This window comes from Streptomyces sp. NPDC049813, assembly GCF_044465085.1.
In the GTDB taxonomy this organism is placed as follows: domain Bacteria; phylum Actinomycetota; class Actinomycetes; order Streptomycetales; family Streptomycetaceae; genus Streptomyces.
Window position 1 is genome coordinate 67,601 of sequence record NZ_JBITLI010000020.1, and the last position, 15,738, is coordinate 83,338.

Genomic DNA, 15,738 nt, shown 5'->3' on the forward strand with positions numbered 1-15,738 from the left:
ACGGGAGGGGCGCGCGCTCGTGCGGACCGCGCGGGGGGATGGACCGGGTACTGGGGGGCTCGCCCATGGGCGGACGCTCACACCTCTCGCAGGAGTTCGAATGACCCCACCATGGTAAAGGATCAGCAAAGCGAGGTGGCGTGTTGCGGGTGATCGGCGGTGATCAGCCCTCTACCAGCGGCTTCACCCACCGCGACCACTGCGGCTGGCGCGCGTAGCCGGCCGCCTGCCATGCGGTGTGCGCCCGCTCGTTGCGGTCCAGCACCATCGCGTCGCCGCGCCGCCCGCCGAGCGCCACGAACCGCTCCTCGGCCGCGGCCAGCAGCGCGGAGCCGATGCCCTGCCGGCGCGCGTCCGGCCGCACCGCCAGCCGGTACAGGTGGCAGCGCCAGCCGTCGAACCCGGCGATGACCGTGCCCACCAGCTCCCCGCCGCGCTCGGCGAGCAGCAGCGCCGCCGGGTCCCGGGCGACGAGGCGCTCCACCCCGGCCCGGTCGTCGCTGATGCTCGCGCCCTCGGCGGCCGTCTTCCAGAACGCCAGCACGGCGTCGAGATCGGCGGGGGACGCGGACCGGATACGAAGATCACTCATGCCGCGATCCAACCACCGGCCCGGCGCCGCGCGCTGCCTTTTTCACGGGGCGGACGCCGGGCCGCTTTCGCACACCGGGCGTTGGCCCGCTGGGCCGCTTTCGCACGCCGGGCGCCGGGCCGCTGGGCCGCCTTCGCACACCGGGCGCCGGACCGCCCGGTGGGTCCACGCGACGGCGGACCGCTACGGCCCGCCGCGCCCAGCCCGCCGCGCCGTACCCAGCACGCAGTACGAGGTGGGCAGCCGCAGCCCGCGCTCCGGCACCAGCACCTCACGGTACGCGTCCCCCGCACAGGCGAATCCGGCCTCCCGCAGCGCCCCCACCGCGTCCCGCCCCACATGGCAGCCGCCGAACAGCCGCGGCCACACCGTCCGGTCCAGCGCCGCCTGCACACCCCGCATGCCGCGCCCCGGCGCCCGTACGTGCTCGAAGAACCGCACCTCGCCGCCGGGCCGCACCACCCGGTGCACCTCGGCGAGCGCCCGGGCCGCGTCCCGCACGCTGCACAGCACGAGGGAGAGCACGGCCGCGTCGAACCCCTCGCTCTTCACCGGCAGCGCCTCCGCCGCCCCCGGCACCACGTCGACCGGCATCCCGGCGCGCCGCGCCGCCTCCACGGCCGCGTCCCGCAGCGAGCGCTCCGGTTCGACGGCGACGACCTCGGCGACCGTGCCGGGGTAGTACGCGAAGTTCAGCCCGTTGCCCGCGCCGATCTCGACGACCCGCCCCGAGAGCCCCGCGAGCAACTCCGTGCGCAGCGGCGCCAGGAACGGCTCGGCGCGTTCGCTGAAGCGGGCGTAGTACCGCGCGAAGACGGGATGGCTCACCACGTCACGCGACGCCTGCCGCGCCGCTTCCCCACCGGGGGGCGGTATGCGGTCCACCATGGGACCCTCCTCGGGCCGACTGCGCTACGCCGATCCTTCCCGCGCCGTGCCCCTGCCGAACGGCCTCCCGGCCCCGGGCCCGCGAACCCGGGACCTTCGGCCCCCTCGCCTCACCCCTCCTGCCGCGCGAACTCCGCCGCGTCCCACGACCCGCCGAGGCCGGGCGCGAGCCACTGTGCGGCCCGGGTCCGGAACGCCTGCGCGTCCAGCCCCCCGGCCCCCTCCGGCACCGCCCCCAGCAGCGGGGCTCCCGCGACCCCGGGCAGATCCCCGACGTTGCACCGCTCGGCGAGCCCCGGCCGCCGGGGCCAGCTGCCGATGACGACCCCCGCCTGCGCCAGTCCCCGGGCGCGCAGCGCCTCGGCCGTCAGCTGCACCGAGTTCAGCGTGCCGAGCCCGGCCCGCGCGACGACCAGGACCGGTGCCGACAGCAGCCGCGCCGCGTCGGCCAGCGTCGCCCCCTCGGCGTCGAAGTGCACCAGCAGCCCGCCGGCGCCCTCGACCAGCACCAGATCGTGCGAGGCCGCCAGCTTCTCGGCCGCCTCGGCGATCTGCCCGGGCCGCACCGGCGCGAGCCCGGCCCGCCGCGCCGCCGTACCGGGGGCCAGCGGCTCCGGGTACCGGCCAAGCTCGACCGGGGTCACCGCGCCGCCCGCCAGCCGCACCACCTCGTCGGCGTCCCCGGGCTCACCCGGCGCCACCCCGGTCTGCGCCGGCTTGAGCACGGCCACCGACCGCCCGGCCCGCACCGCGGCGGCGGCCACCGCCGCCGTCGTCACCGTCTTGCCGATCTCGGTCCCGGTCCCCGTGACGACGAGCACCTTCGAACGCGTCATACCCCTCAGCCCTCCCGCGCGGCCGCGCACACCGCGCGCCCGATCCGTGCCAGGTCCTCGTCGCCGGTGATGTACGGCGGCATCGTGTAGACGAGGTCCCGGAACGGCCGCAGCCAGACCCCCTCCGCGACCGCCGCCCGGGTCGCCGCCGCCATGTCCACCTCGTGGTCCAGCTGCACGACCCCGATGGCGCCGAAGACCCGTACGTCCTGAACACCCGGCAGATCGACGGCCTCTGACAGGGCGTCACGCAGTCCGCTCTCGATCCGCTCGACCTCCGCCTGCCAGTCCTGGCCCAGCAGCAGGTCGATCGAGGCGCAGGCCACCGCGGCGGCCAGCGGATTGCCCATGAACGTCGGGCCGTGCGCGAGCACCGGCACCTCGCCCCGGGAGATCCCCTCGGCCACCCGCGGCGTGCACAGCGTCGCCGCCAGGGTCAGATAGCCGCCGGTCAGCGCCTTGCCGACACACATCACATCCGGTATCACCGCCGCGTGCCCGGCCGCGAACAGCGAGCCCGTCCGCCCGAACCCGGTGGCGATCTCGTCGAACACGAGCAGCACGTCGTGCGCGTCGCACGCCTCCCGCAGCACCCGCAGATACGCGGGGGAGTGGAACCGCATCCCGCCCGCGCCCTGCACCACCGGCTCGACCACGACGGCCGCGACCTCGTGCGCGTGCCGCCCGATCAGCTCCCGCAGCTGCTCCGCGTACGTCTCCTCGTACGTGCTCGGCGGCGCGTCCGCGAAGATCTGCTGCGGCAGGACACCCGCCCACAGCCCGTGCATCCCGCCCTCCGGGTCGCACACGGACATCGGCTGCCAGGTGTCGCCGTGGTACCCGCCGCGCCAGGTCAGCATCCGGCGCTTCCCGGGCCGGCCGAGCGAGCGCCAGTACTGCAGGCACATCTTGAGCGCGACCTCGACCGAGACCGAACCGGAGTCGGCGAGGAACACGTGCTCCAGACCGTCGGGCGCGATGTCGACCAGCCGCTTCGCGAGCCGGACGGCGGGCTCGTGCGTGAGCCCGCCGAACATCACGTGGCTCATGCGCTCCAACTGCCCGCGCGCCGCCTCGTTCAGCACCGGGTGGTTGTAGCCGTGGATCGCCGACCACCACGACGCCATGCCGTCGACCAGCTCGCCGTGGCCGGTGACCCGCAGCCGCACCCCGGCCGCCTCCTCGACGACCAGGGGCTCCTGCCGGCCCGGCATGGGTCCGTACGGATGCCACACGTGCTGCCGGTCGAGCGCCAGCAGCTCCTCGCCGCGCAGGACGCCCTCGTGCGGATCAGGCATTGGGCGCGACGTCCGTCCCCGCGCCCCGGCGGCGCACGGCCACCAGGTCGGTCCGCGGGCCGGGCACCGCGTCCGGTGCACTGTCCACCGCTTCCACGGCGGCGGTCGCGTCCGGGGCGCACACCGCACCGCACCCACCGCCCCGGTGTTCGGGCAGCGTCACCTCACCGGCGCCCTCCACCTCGAAACCGGCGTCCGCGATCATCTCCAGATCCGCCTTGCCGGCCTGCCCCTCACTGGTCAAGTAGTCGCCCAGGAAGATGGAGTTGGCGATGTGCAGGGCGAGCGGCTGCATCGAGCGCAGGTGCACCTCGCGCCCGCCCGCGATCCGCACCTCCACGTCCGGGCAGACGAAGCGGACCATGGCGAGGATCCGCAGGCAGCGCTGCGGCGTCAGGTTCCACTCCTTGGCCAGCGGCGTCCCCTCGAAGGGGATCAGGAAGTTCACCGGCACCGAGTCCGGGTCCAGCTCCCGCAGCCCGAACACCACGTCGACGAGGTCCTCGTCGCTCTCGCCCATCCCGGCGATCAGCCCGGAGCAGGCCGAGAGGCCGGCCCCGTGCGCCTTGCGGACGGTGTCCACCCGGTCCGCGTAGGTGTGCGTCGTCGTGATGTCGCCGTACGTGGCCTCGGACGTGTTCAGGTTGTGGTTGTACGCGTCCGCGCCCGCCGCACGCAGCCGCTCGGCCTGCCCGTCGGAGAGGAGTCCGAGGCAGGCGCACACCTCGACGTCCTCGTTCTCCGCCTTGATCGCGTCGATGGTCCGCGCGACCCGGTCCACGTCCTTGTCGGTGGGGCCGCGCCCGCTCGCCACCAGACAGACCCGCTTGGCGCCGCCCGCGACACCGGCCGCCGCGGCCTTCCCGGCCTCGTCGGGCTTGAGCCAGGTGTACTTGAGGATCTCGGCCTTCGACCCGAGCCGCTGCGAACAGTACGAGCAGTCCTCCGGGCAGAGCCCCGACTTGAGGTTCACCAGGTAGTTCAGCTTGACCCGGCGGCCGAACCACGTGCGGCGCACCCGGCCCGCCGCGGCCACCACGTCCAGCAGCTCGTCGTCCGACGTCGCCAGCACGGCGAGCGCCTCTTCACGGCTCGGCAGTTCGCGCCGCAGCCCCTTGTCCACCAGCGTGTTCAGCAGGTCCATGGCGCCTGATCCTTGCCTATCGAAGCGCTCCCGCGAAAGGAGACTTCGGACAAAGGACGGTGTTCGACGTGTGGGTATTGCCACACCGTGGCCCGGTGGCGGGACGACTAAGGTCTGTGCGTTACCTACAAACAGAGGGAGTCATGGCCCCGACCTCCACCCGTGCGTTCGGCTGGCTCGACGACGCGCGCCGCAGCCGCGAAGCCGCCGGACTCGTGCGCACCCTGCGCCCCCGCCCGGCCGACTCCCCGCTTCTCGACCTCGCGAGCAACGACTACCTCGGCCTGTCCCGCCACCCCGAGGTCGTCGCGGGAGCCGCCGGGGCCGCGCGGACCTGGGGCGGCGGCGCCACCGGCTCCCGTCTGGTCACCGGCACCACCGAACTGCACGCCCGGCTGGAGCGCGAACTCGCGGAGTTCTGCGGGTTCGAGGCCGCGCTCGTCCTCTCCTCCGGATACGCCGCCAACCTCGCGGCCGTCACCGCGCTCGCCCCGCACGGATCGCTGATCGTGTCCGACGCGGCCAACCACGCGTCCCTGATCGACGGTTGCCGGCTGGCCCGCGGCGCCACCCGGGTCGTGCCGCACGCCGACCCGGACGCGGTCCGCAAGACCCTGGCGACGCACGACGGACCGGCCGTCGTCGTCTCGGACACCGTCTTCTCCGTCGACGGGGACCGGGCGCCACTGGAGCAACTGGCCGCCGTCTGCCGGGAGTCCGCCGCCGGGCTGCTCGTCGACGACGCGCACGGGCTCGGCGTGCTCGGCTCCGGCGGCCGCGGCGCCGCCGACGCGGCGGGGCTCTCCGGCGCGCCCGACACCGTCGTCACCGTGACGCTCTCCAAGTCCTTCGGCAGCCAGGGCGGCGCGGTGCTCGGCCCGGCCCCGGTCATCGAACACCTCGTCAACGCGGCGCGCACCTTCATCTTCGACACCGGGCTCGCCCCGGCGGCGGCCGGTGCCGCGCTGGCCGCCCTGCGGCTGCTGCGCCGCGAACCCGAGCGCGCCGGCCGGGCCCGCGAGGTCGCCGCGCTGCTCCACCGGCGCCTGTCCGCGGCCGGTCTGAGCGTCGCGCGGCCGGACGCGGCGGTGGTCTCGGTGCGCGCGCCCTCGCCCGACGAGGCGGTCCGCTGGGCCGCGGACTGCCGTGCGGCCGGCCTCTCGGTGGGATGCTTCCGCCCGCCGTCCGTACCCGACGGGATCTCGCGGCTGCGGCTGACCGCCCGCGCCGACCTCACCGACCCGCAGATCGGCGAGGCGGTGGAGGTGATCAGCCGCCTGGCGCCCAACGGTGCTGTCAGCGCAGGGAGTTGACGAACGCCTCCCAGGCGCTTGGGGTGAACAGCAGGGCGGGCCCCGCGGTGTCCTTCGAATCACGGACACCTCGCAGCCCGCACGCGGGCCCCGAGGTCAGGGCGGCTGTCTCGACGCAGTTGTTCGCGCCGGTGCTGCGGCTGCTGCGCCGCCACCGGGCGCCGGTCAGCGACGAGCTTGAGGGAACGGTCGGAACGTACCGAGGCAGTGCGGTCATGGTGCCCCCTTACGCGGTGCCGGCCGGGGGCGAGGCGTCGGCGTCCTCGTCCGCTCGGTCATCCGGCGATCTGTGCGATGAATTCCAACGAGTCCTCGGGCGACAAAGCACGGAGCAGAAGAGCATCGAAGGCTTCGGTGTACGCCATGAGGTCTTCTTTCCGTTCGAGGTAGAGGCTACTCGTCAAATGGTCGAGAACAACCACATCCAGATCAGAAGTGTTCGGAAATGAGAACACAACGAAAGGGCCGGTGAGGCCGATGTGGCCACCCGCGGAGAAAGGGAGCACCTGAATTCGGACATGGGGGAGTTGCGCCACCTCGGCCAGATGTGCCACTTGTCGCCGCAGCACGCCGGGGCCGCCCACCTCGCGCCGGAACACCCCCTCGTCGAGCACCGCGCTCAGCTCGAGCGGCGGCCGCGCCCGCAGCACGTCCTGGCGCGCGAGCCGCACCTCGACCAGCGCCTCGATGTGCCGCTCCGGCGTCCCTGCCAGCACCGACCGCGTCACCGCCCGCGCGTACTCGGGCGTCTGCAACAGCCCCGGCACGACGCTCGTCTCCAGCGTCCGGATGCGGGACGCCTGTGACTCCAGGCTGATGAAGTCGCGGTAGGACGGCGGCAACAGGCCGCGATAGGCGTGCCACCAGTTGTGCCCGCCCGCCTCCTCCGCTCCCGCGAGCGCCACCACGAGCTCGCGCTGCCGCGGGTCGGCTGTCTCGAACGCGTCGAGCAGCCGCAGGACGTCCGACGCCTTCACGCCACTGCGGCCTGTCTCGATCCGGCTCACCTTCGACTGGTGCCAGCCGACCCGGCGGGCCGCCTCACCGCTCGTCAGACCGGCCTGTATACGCAGCGCGCGCAGTTCCGCGCCGAGCTTGCGGCGCCGGACCGCGGGACCGTACCTCATGCCGACTCCTCAGTACCTCGGGCCGCGCGGCCGGGCTCCTTTCCTGGCCCGTGCGGCATGACCTCTGAGCAGACGGTAGAGGAACCCGCGGGCGCCCGCCCAAATACGGTCGGCCGTCGCAGAGTTCACCGCTTCGAGCGACAGATATATGCATATCTTGGGGGATCGGCACCACGGGCGGACATCGAAGTGGCACGCTGGCGCGAAGCAGAAGTCGGAGGCCGCACCCCGGCGACGCGTGAGTGTCGCGGGTGCGGACCCGGTGGAAACCCGGTGGAAAGGGACGACGTCGCCATGGCAGACCACCAGGAAGCATCCCTCACGCTGCCGAGCGATCCCGCCTCGGTCTCCGCGGCCCGCCGGTACGTATGCCACGTGCTGGCGGAGTGGGGCCTGCCCGGGGACGCCGACCTGGCCGACAGCGTGCGCCTGATCGTCTCGGAGCTCGCCACGAACGCGGTGCAGCACACCCTGGGCCTGTCGCCCACCTTCACCGTCGACCTGGAGCTGGAGCGCGACGAGCGGCTGCGCATCGGCGTGACCGACAGCCACCCGCGCTACCCCAAGCGGCTGCCCGCCGCGGTCCAGCAGGACAACGGCCGCGGCATGGTCATCATCCGCTGCCTCGCCGCGGAGTGCGGCGGCCGGCTCTCGGTGGCGCCCACCGCGGAAGGCGGCAAGACCGTGTGGATCTCCCTGCCCTGGGTCGCGCCCGTGACCGGGCACCACACCCGCCCGGACGCGGTCTGGTGATGCCCGCGGGCTCCGCCCTGCCGGATGCCGTGCGGTGCCGCACGGGGACGGCCGGGCCCCCGGCCGCCCCCGCGGACCGCTTCGCGCGGCGCCCGCGTCAGCGCACCCGCCCGTACCAGACGCTCCGCGTCCAGATCTTCTCCAGCCGCACCACCGCCCCGGTCTTCGGGGAGTGCCAAATCCGTCCCTTACCGGCATAGATGCCGACGTGGTAGACGCTCCGGCCCGAGTGGAAGAAGACGAGGTCGCCGGTCCTGCGGTGGGACGCGGCGACGTGGCGGGTCTTGTTGTACTGCTGGGCCGCGGTGCGCGGCAGCTTCTTGCCCGCCCGCTTGAACGAGTAGAGCGTCAGGCCCGAGCAGTCGAACCGGTGCGGACCCGTCGCACCCCACTTGTACGGCGCTCCCTTCTTGGAGGCCGCGACTTTCAGTGCCTTGGTCGAGGCCACGGCCGCCGACGCCTCGGTCGCGGTGCCGGGGACCATGAGCCCGGCACCGGCGACGGCGAGGGTGAGGGCCGAAGCGGTTCCGGCCCGGGTCAGCAGCGAGGGAACACGATTGAGCGCAGTCATGCGCAACCCTTCGTCAACCGCCTGTGAAGGGTGACCTGTCGGGTTCGGGCAGGCGAAGATGCCCGGCCGCGTGGTGCGGCTTCACCCCAAGGGCCCCTCGGTGACCACCTCCGTCGAGGTGGGCCGGCGGCCCGTCGTGCTGGGTCCTCCACTCCTGCCGATGCACATCCTGTCGACCTGGCATCCGCACGGCGGCAGGACTCGGCGTCCGCACGGACCGCCCCGCCGCGGCGGCGGGGGCTTGTCGTCGGAGGGATCTTGACCCAGATCCGCAGCGGAAACCGAGTCGAACCGGCGGTAAGTGAGGCTCGTCACGCTTGACCCGTTCAGGTGGACAATGCGCCGTTCGGGGACCGGCCACTTCCCCCGACCACGCGCGTACCAGCGGCGGAACACCTGAATCCGGTCTCCGCGTACCGCTGGAGCGCAACCGCAGCGGTCCCGTCGCGGGAGCGATGTCTACGCCATCTGGTGGTACACCATCTGGACCGTTTCGGCGCGGGCGCGGACGCCGCGCCCACACCGCGACGTCAACTGACCGTTTCTGGCGGCAGTGTGACCCTCTGTGTCCGTTTCTCTCCGTCAAGGACGCGCAGGGCGCGTGTCAGCGTGGCCGCGTGCACCTCGCTCTCGCCGCGCCGGTGCATCAGTTCCAGCGCGTCGCGCAGCGCCGTGGCCTGCGCGACGAGGGCCTGCGCCGCCCGCACCCCGCGATAGGTGTCGTCGGCCCGCGCCGGGTTGATGCGCGCGAGCAGATCGACCACTGCCAGATAGCTGTCCACGAACGCGCACTCGGCCCGGGTCAGCGCGGGCAGCGGCGGCAGTTCAGGTGGGAGCACCGGCCCCTCACCTCGCGCCCGGCATGCCGAGCCCGGCCCGGCGGCTCTGCACGATCCGGTCCACGAGCCCGTACGCCACGGCCTGCCGCGCGTCCAGCACGGTGTCCCGCTCGATGTCCCGGCCGACCTGCTCCGCCGTCCGGCCGGAGTGCCGGGCGAGCAGCTCCTCCAGCAGCTCGCGCGTCCGCGCCACCTCGCGCGCCTGGATCTCCAGGTCGGTGGGGTGCCCCCGGGCCGGCTCGGGCAGCGCGGGCTGGTCGAGCACGATCCGCGCGCCCGGCAGCATCATCCGCTTGCCCGGCGCCCCGGCCGCGAGCAGTACGGCCGCGACGGACGCGGCCTGCCCCAGGCAGACCGTCTCCACCTCGCAACTGACGTACCGCATCGTGTCGTAGAGCGCCGTCATCGCGGTGAACGAGCCGCCGGGGGAGTTGATGTAGAGCGAGATGTCCTGGTCGGGCGCCGCGTGTTCGAGGTGCATGAACTGGGCCATCACGTCGTTGGCGGACGTGTCGTCGACGGGCGTGCCGAGAAAGACGATGCGCTCCTCAAGGAGCTTGGAGTAGGGGTCGAGCGTGCGGTGGCCCGAGGCGGAGCGCTCGGTGAACTCGGGCAGGACATGGCGGCCGGACGGCCGGTCACGGTTCATGGTGCGCGTACCTCCACTGCTCGTCACGGACCTCTCGTGTGGCGGATCGCCCGCGGAGGCCCGTCCGTAAAAAATGTACAGGACGTACATCACGTACGATGAGGAGCATGGCCTACGAGATTCCGGTGACGCAAGCCAGGGCTGAACTCGCCGAACTGATCAACCGTGTCGTGTACGGCGGGGAGCGCGTCGTCGTCACCCGGCACGGCAAGCCGCTCGTCGGTCTCGTCTCGGCCGCTGACCTGGAGCGACTCGAAGCGCTCGCGGCCGCGGCGGGGGCCACGGGGGGCCCGGGGGAGGAGCCGGTGGCCACGTCCGTCTCCCGGGTCGACTCCTCGCCATTCGCTCCGGGCGAACGACAGCGGTTCGGCATCGCGGCGGAGCACCGAGGGCCGGAAATCCGGTAGGTCGCGGCTGAGGCGCGGCCGCCCCGGCCCGTGGCGGAGACAAAGAAGACCGTGCACCCCGGTCCGCTACGGCGGGGGTGCACGGTCGTTCGGGTCGTCCGCCGGGGCGGAGATGCGCGGTCAGCAGGCCGGCTGGTCTGCGTGGGAAGGTGCGGTCGGTCCGCCGGCCCGCAACGGCGAGGACGCGCCGTCGGTCGGTGGGCCACAGCGGGACCCCGCCCCCGGTCGGCCCGCTCAGCCGACCGGGAGCGGGGTCCGTGCGGGCGGCGCCGTCCGTGCCGCCGCCTCCGCCCGCCGCCCGCGCAGCGACCCGAGCACCACCGCCACCAGGCCGAGCAGGGCCCAGACGGCCAGCGTCCACGCCGGGCCCGCCGCCCGCGCCCCGTCGAAGTAGGAGACCGAGCGCAGCAGCGTCCCGCCGGCGCCCGGCGGCAGCAGCTGGCCGAGGGCGCCGACCGGCGCGGGCAGCAGCTGGGGCGCCGACGCCACCCCGGAGAACGGGTTGCCGAGCAGCACCATCGCCATCGCGCCGACCCCGATGCCCGCCGGGCCGAGCAGCGCCCCGAGGCCCGCCACCGTCGCCCCCACCGCGAGCGTCGACAGGCCCAGCACCCCGGCCTCCGCCCACCAGTCACCGGTCAGCGCGCCGAGCCAGCTGTGCGCCAGCGCGGCGGCCACGACCCCCACGGCGGCCGCGGCCACCAGCAGGGTCAGGACGGCCCGGACCCCGCGCAGCCGCAGCAGCGTCACGATCGCACCCCCGGCGACCCCCGCGAGAGCCAGCGGCAGCACGCTCGAACTCAGCGTCGCGCCACGGGGATCGGCCGCGGGCGTCGGCACCACGTCCACCGTCGTCACCTTCGTCCCCGCGGGCGCCTGGGCCGCCACCGCCTGCTGCAAGAGCTGCGCGACGACCGGGCTCGCCGCCGACGCCGTCAGCAGCCGCGGTCCGTCCGGCGCCGCCACCACGGCCCCGTAGACGACACGGCCCTCGATCGCCGCGCGCGCCGCGGCCTCGTCCGCATACCGGTGTACCTCGAACGCCCCTTCTTGCGCGCGCAGTTGGCGGTCGAGCGGGGCCGCCGCGGCCGCGGGCCCCGCGACGCCGAGCGGCAGATCGCGCGGCGCCGTCCGGGCCGCGGGCCAGGCGAACGCCCAGAGGGCCAGCGCGGCGACGAGCGGCACGAGCACCATGACGGCGACCATGGTGCGGCCGTGCGCGGAGGGCGAGACGGGGGTGGGGGAGGGCATGGGATCTCCAGCGGGGCAGCCAAAGCGAAGGATCGTTCGTTTTACGTGACGCCTTCACTGTCGGCGTGCCGTGGCGACTTGTCAAGAAGGAATGTTCGTTTTACGTTCAACCCCATGGCCCGCGTATCCCAAGAGCACCTCGACGCCCGCCGCCGCCAGATCCTGGACGGCGCCGCGCTCTGCTTCGCCCGCAACGGCTTCCACGCCACGTCGATGCAGGACGTCCTGAAGGAGGTGGACCTCTCGGCGGGCGCGGTCTACCGGTACTTCCGCGGCAAGGACGAGCTGATCCGTGCAATCGTCACGGAGGTCCTCGACGACGTGCGGTCCGCCTTCGAGGCGGCCGGCCGCCAGGTGCCGCCCCCGCCCCCGTACGAGCTGATCGGCACGGTGATGACCGAGGTGCTGCGCGAGCGGCCGGGGCTGCGCGTCGACGGGACGTCCTACTTCCCGCGCCTGGTGGTGCAGGTGTGGACGGAGACCTTGCGCAACGAAGAGCTGGCCGCCGTGATCCGGGACGGGTTCGACCAGGTGCGCGCGGTCTGGATCGCGATCGTCCAGGGCTATCAGGCGGCCGGAATGATGCGCCCGGACGTCGATCCGGAGGCGGTCGCGCGCACGATGATCTCCGCGGCGCAGGGATTCCTCACCCAGCAGGCCCTCTTCGGCGAGGTGCCGGTCGAGACGTTGCAGATCGGGCTGCGGGGGCTGATGGGTATGAGTGAGGTCAGCTGACAGCAATGCGGTGGTCAAGCAACGGTTAACGTCGTTGAAACTCCGCCCAACTAGCCTGCACCGCACGCCACCAGGGGTTTTGGTAACCGGGGTGCGCGCCGTCGCGCGCCATTCTTGTGTGTTACATCTATACCCGTCGCGGTGGCCGCGGCAGCCGGGCCCCGCACGGTCCGGAGCGAGACTGTGAGGTGGGACGCGTGCAACTGACCCCGCACGAGCAGGAGAGACTCCTGATCCATGTGGCCGCCGACGTGGCTGAGAAGCGACGGTCCCGGGGTGTGAAGCTCAACCACCCCGAGGCGGTCGCGCTGATCACCTCGCACGTACTCGAAGGCGCACGCGACGGCCGCACCGTCGCCGAACTCATGTCCTCCGGACGGGCGGTGCTCGCCCGGGCCGACGTCATGGAGGGCATCCCCGAGATGATCCACGACGTCCAGGTCGAGGCGACCTTCCCGGACGGCACCAAACTCGTCACCGTCCACGAGCCGATCGTCTGACGGGGAAGCGGCAGCCATGATTCCCGGAGAGATCCTCTTCGCCGACGAGCCGGTCGTCTTCAACGAAGGCCGCGACGTCATACGTATGACGGTGCTCAACGCCGCGGACCGGCCCATCCAGGTCGGGTCCCACTACCACTTCGCCGAGGCCAACCCCGGCCTCGACCTCGACCGTGCCGCCGCCCGCGGCCACCGGCTCGACATCCCCGCCGGCACGGCCGTCCGCTTCGAGCCCGGCATCCCCGTCGACGTCGACCTCGTCCCCCTCGGCGGACGCCGGATCGTCCCCGGACTGCGCGGCGAGACCGGAGGACCCCTCGATGCCTAGCCTGTCCCGCGCCGCCTACGCCGACCTGTTCGGCCCCACCACCGGCGACCGCGTCCGCCTCGCCGACACCGACCTCTTCGTCGAGATCGAGGAGGACCGCTCCGGCGGCCCCGGCCGCTCCGGCGACGAGGCCGTCTTCGGCGGCGGCAAGGTCATCCGCGAATCCATGGGCCAGTCGCGGGCCACCCGCGCCGAAGGCACCCCCGACACCGTCATCACCGGCGCCCTGATCATCGACCACTGGGGCATCGTCAAGGCCGACATCGGCGTCCGCGACGGCCGGATCACCGGCATCGGCAAGGCCGGCAACCCCGACACCATGGACGGCGTCCACCCCGACCTCGTGATCGGCCCGGAGACGGAGATCCTCGCGGGCAACGGCAAGATCGTCACGGCCGGCGGCATCGACACGCACATCCACTTCATCTCGCCGACCATCGTCGACGAGGCCCTCGCCTCCGGCGTCACCACCCTCATCGGCGGCGGCACGGGACCCGCCGAGGGGTCCAAGGCCACCACCATCACCCCCGGTTCCTGGCACCTCGCCCGGATGTTCGCGGCGCTGGAGGACAGCCCCGTCAACATCGGGTTCCTCGGCAAGGGCAACACCATGTCGAAGGAGTCGATGCGCGACCAGCTGCGCGCGGGCGTCCTCGGCTTCAAGATCCACGAGGACTGGGGCGCCACCCCCGCCGTGATCTCCGCCTGCCTCGACGTGTGCGAGGAGTCCGGAGCCCAACTGGCGGTCCACAGCGACACGTTGAACGAGAGCGGTTTCGTCCAGGACACCTTCGACGCGGTCGGCGGCCGTACCCTGCACGCCTTCCACGTCGAGGGGGCGGGCGGCGGCCACGCGCCCGACATGATCACCGCCGTGCAGCTGCCCAACATGCTGCCCAGCTCCACCAATCCGACCCGGCCGCACACCGTCAACACCGTCGAGGAACACCTCGACATGCTGATGGTCTGCCACCACCTCAACCCCGCCGTCCCCGAGGACCTCGCCTTCGCCGAGTCCCGCATCCGGCCCACCACCATCGCGGCCGAGGACATCCTGCACGACATGGGCGCCATCTCGATCATGTCCTCGGACTCGCAGGCCATGGGTCGTATCGGCGAAGTCATCATGCGGACCTGGCAGACCGCCCACGTCATGAAGCGCCGTCGCGGCTTCCTGCCCGGCGACACCCGCGCCGACAACCAGCGCGCCCGCCGCTACGTCGCCAAGTACACGATCAACGCGGCGATCGCCCAGGGCATCGAGCGCGAGGTCGGCTCCGTCGAGACCGGCAAGCTCGCCGACCTGGTGCTGTGGGACCCGCAGTTCTTCGGGGTGAAACCGCAACTCGTCATCAAGGGCGGGCAGATCGCCTACGCGCAGATGGGCGACGCCAACGCCTCCATCCCGACGCCCCAGCCCGTGCTGCCGCGCCCGATGTTCGGCGCGCACGGTCGGGCTCCCGCCGCCAACTCGGTCAACTTCACCAGCGAATGGGCCCTGGAGGACGGTCTGCCCGAGCGGCTCGGCCTGGGGCGGGCGTTCGTCCCGATCCTCTCGACCCGCGGCCGCACCAAGGCCGACATGCGCAACAACGACGCCCTGCCGCGCGTGGAGGTCGCCCCCGACTCGTTCGCCGTGACCATCGACGGCGAACTCGTCGAACCCGCCCCCGCCGCCGAACTGCCGCTGGCCCAGCGGTACTTCTTGTTCTGAGCCGCCACGTCATGACACGCGCAGCCCTGCTCGTCCTGGCCGACGGCCGCTTCCCCGCCGGTGGGCACGCCCACTCCGGCGGCGCGGAGGCCGCGGTCAGGGCGGGCCGCGTCACCGACGCGGCGAGCCTGGAGGAGTTCTGCCGCGGCCGCCTGCACACCAGCGGCCTCGTCGCGGCCGCCCTCGCCGCCGCGGCGGCCCTGGGCGTCGACCCCGTCGCCCTGGACGCGGCGGCCGACGCCCGTACGCCGTCGGCCGCCCTGCGCACGACCGCGCGCAAGCTCGGCCGGCAGCTGACCCGAGCCGCCCGTGCCACCTGGCCGGGCCCCGAACTCGACGCCTTGGCGCGGCAGTTCCCCAAGGGGGCACACCAGCCGGTCGTGCTGGGCCTGACCGCCCGCGCGGCGGGGCTCGGCCCCGAGGACGCCGCGTACTGCTCGGCGTACGAGGGGGTCAGCGGGCCCGCGACGGCCGTCGTACGGCTGCTCAGCCTCGATCCGTTCGACGCGACCGGGGCCCTCGCGCGGCTCGCGCCCGAACTCGACCTCGTCGCCCGGCAGGCCGTGGACGCGGCGAGACGGGCCCGCGACGAGGGGCCGGACGCGCTGCCCGCCTGCTCGGCGCCCCTGCTCGACATCGGGGCGGAGGCGCACGCCGCCTGGCCGGTCCGCCTCTTCGCGTCCTAGTACCACCGTTACGCCCTCGCGGGTCACGCCGGAGCCCGCTCCGCCCCGGCCCGCGGAGGCAGTCGCGCGACGGACCCGCAGTGCCGCCGGGCCGGCCGCCCGGCTCA

Annotated in this window: 19 protein-coding genes and 1 riboswitch; of the genes, 8 read left to right on the forward strand and 11 right to left on the reverse strand. The window is 73.3% G+C overall.

The window, feature by feature from the left end:
* Positions 1-163: 163 nt before the first annotated feature.
* The 5 genes from ACIBW6_RS31315 to bioB form a co-directional block, all read right to left on the reverse strand.
* On the reverse strand, positions 164-604 hold the full coding sequence (locus tag ACIBW6_RS31315) for a GNAT family N-acetyltransferase (protein ID WP_399065577.1): 441 nt from the start codon (positions 602-604) through the stop codon (positions 164-166).
* A 171-nt stretch (positions 605-775) separates the two neighbouring features.
* On the reverse strand, positions 776-1,480 hold the full coding sequence (locus ACIBW6_RS31320; protein WP_399065579.1) for a class I SAM-dependent methyltransferase: 705 nt from the start codon (positions 1,478-1,480) through the stop codon (positions 776-778).
* 110 nt (positions 1,481-1,590) lie between these two features.
* Positions 1,591-2,316: a dethiobiotin synthase gene (gene bioD / locus ACIBW6_RS31325; RefSeq protein ID WP_399065581.1), complete on the reverse strand. Its 726-nt coding sequence runs from the start codon at positions 2,314-2,316 to the stop codon at positions 1,591-1,593.
* A gap of 5 nt (positions 2,317-2,321) precedes the next feature.
* Positions 2,322-3,614, reverse strand: a complete 1,293-nt coding sequence (locus tag ACIBW6_RS31330) for an adenosylmethionine--8-amino-7-oxononanoate transaminase (RefSeq protein WP_399065583.1) — start codon at positions 3,612-3,614, stop codon at positions 2,322-2,324.
* Positions 3,607-4,758 (reverse strand): biotin synthase BioB, encoded by a 1,152-nt coding sequence (bioB, locus tag ACIBW6_RS31335; RefSeq protein WP_399065584.1) that lies wholly within the window; start codon positions 4,756-4,758, stop codon positions 3,607-3,609. Before bioB ends, ACIBW6_RS31330 begins: the two co-directional genes overlap by 8 nt.
* A 143-nt stretch (positions 4,759-4,901) precedes the next feature.
* Here bioB and ACIBW6_RS31340 point away from each other — a divergent pair, with 143 nt between their 5' ends.
* Positions 4,902-6,071 carry an 8-amino-7-oxononanoate synthase gene (locus ACIBW6_RS31340; protein WP_399065586.1) on the forward strand — a complete coding sequence of 390 codons (1,170 nt, stop codon included), beginning with the start codon at positions 4,902-4,904 and terminating at the stop codon, positions 6,069-6,071.
* Here the strand turns inward: ACIBW6_RS31340 and ACIBW6_RS31345 are convergent.
* Both ACIBW6_RS31345 and ACIBW6_RS31350 read right to left on the reverse strand, forming a co-directional pair.
* A complete protein-coding gene (locus ACIBW6_RS31345) occupies positions 6,055-6,288 on the reverse strand; it encodes a DUF397 domain-containing protein (protein WP_399065588.1) in 234 nt (77 codons plus the stop codon). The genes ACIBW6_RS31340 and ACIBW6_RS31345 overlap by 17 nt on opposite strands.
* A gap of 58 nt (positions 6,289-6,346) precedes the next feature.
* Positions 6,347-7,198, reverse strand: coding sequence for a helix-turn-helix domain-containing protein (locus ACIBW6_RS31350; protein ID WP_399065590.1), 852 nt, complete (start codon positions 7,196-7,198; stop codon positions 6,347-6,349).
* Positions 7,199-7,492: 294 nt separating this feature from the next.
* Here ACIBW6_RS31350 and ACIBW6_RS31355 point away from each other — a divergent pair, with 294 nt between their 5' ends.
* Positions 7,493-7,951: an ATP-binding protein gene (locus ACIBW6_RS31355; protein ID WP_399065593.1), complete on the forward strand. Its 459-nt coding sequence runs from the start codon at positions 7,493-7,495 to the stop codon at positions 7,949-7,951.
* Between the two features lie 97 nt (positions 7,952-8,048).
* Here ACIBW6_RS31355 and ACIBW6_RS31360 read toward each other — a convergent pair whose 3' ends face one another.
* From ACIBW6_RS31360 to ACIBW6_RS31370, 3 genes are all read right to left on the reverse strand, one after another.
* A complete protein-coding gene (locus ACIBW6_RS31360; RefSeq protein WP_399065595.1) occupies positions 8,049-8,522 on the reverse strand; it encodes a C40 family peptidase in 474 nt (157 codons plus the stop codon).
* Between the two features lie 3 nt (positions 8,523-8,525).
* Positions 8,526-8,739: riboswitch (cyclic di-AMP (ydaO/yuaA leader) on the reverse strand.
* A 313-nt stretch (positions 8,740-9,052) separates the two neighbouring features.
* Positions 9,053-9,361 (reverse strand): hypothetical protein, encoded by a 309-nt coding sequence (locus ACIBW6_RS31365; RefSeq protein ID WP_399065597.1) that lies wholly within the window; start codon positions 9,359-9,361, stop codon positions 9,053-9,055.
* Positions 9,362-9,368: 7 nt separating this feature from the next.
* Positions 9,369-10,010: an ATP-dependent Clp protease proteolytic subunit gene (locus ACIBW6_RS31370; RefSeq protein WP_399065598.1), complete on the reverse strand. Its 642-nt coding sequence runs from the start codon at positions 10,008-10,010 to the stop codon at positions 9,369-9,371.
* Positions 10,011-10,117: 107 nt separating this feature from the next.
* Here ACIBW6_RS31370 and ACIBW6_RS31375 point away from each other — a divergent pair, with 107 nt between their 5' ends.
* The gene (locus ACIBW6_RS31375) at positions 10,118-10,417 is read left to right on the forward strand and encodes a type II toxin-antitoxin system Phd/YefM family antitoxin (RefSeq protein WP_399065600.1); all 300 of its coding nucleotides are present in this window, start codon (positions 10,118-10,120) and stop codon (positions 10,415-10,417) included.
* Positions 10,418-10,651: 234 nt separating this feature from the next.
* Here the strand turns inward: ACIBW6_RS31375 and ACIBW6_RS31380 are convergent, their stop codons facing one another.
* A complete protein-coding gene (locus ACIBW6_RS31380) occupies positions 10,652-11,668 on the reverse strand; it encodes an ABC transporter permease (protein ID WP_399065602.1) in 1,017 nt (338 codons plus the stop codon).
* A gap of 114 nt (positions 11,669-11,782) precedes the next feature.
* Between ACIBW6_RS31380 and ACIBW6_RS31385 the strand changes: the two genes are divergently transcribed.
* The 5 genes from ACIBW6_RS31385 to ACIBW6_RS31405 all read left to right on the forward strand — a co-directional run bounded on the left by ACIBW6_RS31385 (position 11,783) and on the right by ACIBW6_RS31405 (position 15,631).
* Positions 11,783-12,403, forward strand: coding sequence for a TetR/AcrR family transcriptional regulator (locus ACIBW6_RS31385; protein WP_399065604.1), 621 nt, complete (start codon positions 11,783-11,785; stop codon positions 12,401-12,403).
* 197 nt (positions 12,404-12,600) lie between these two features.
* Positions 12,601-12,903 carry an urease subunit gamma gene (locus ACIBW6_RS31390; protein ID WP_399065606.1) on the forward strand — a complete coding sequence of 101 codons (303 nt, stop codon included), beginning with the start codon at positions 12,601-12,603 and terminating at the stop codon, positions 12,901-12,903.
* 16 nt (positions 12,904-12,919) lie between these two features.
* Positions 12,920-13,231: an urease subunit beta gene (locus ACIBW6_RS31395; protein WP_399065609.1), complete on the forward strand. Its 312-nt coding sequence runs from the start codon at positions 12,920-12,922 to the stop codon at positions 13,229-13,231.
* On the forward strand, positions 13,224-14,945 hold the full coding sequence (locus tag ACIBW6_RS31400) for an urease subunit alpha (protein WP_399065611.1): 1,722 nt from the start codon (positions 13,224-13,226) through the stop codon (positions 14,943-14,945). The genes ACIBW6_RS31395 and ACIBW6_RS31400 overlap by 8 nt, the downstream gene beginning before the upstream one ends.
* 11 nt (positions 14,946-14,956) lie before the next feature.
* A complete protein-coding gene (locus tag ACIBW6_RS31405) occupies positions 14,957-15,631 on the forward strand; it encodes an urease accessory protein UreF (RefSeq protein WP_399065614.1) in 675 nt (224 codons plus the stop codon).
* Positions 15,632-15,738 lie beyond the last annotated feature (107 nt).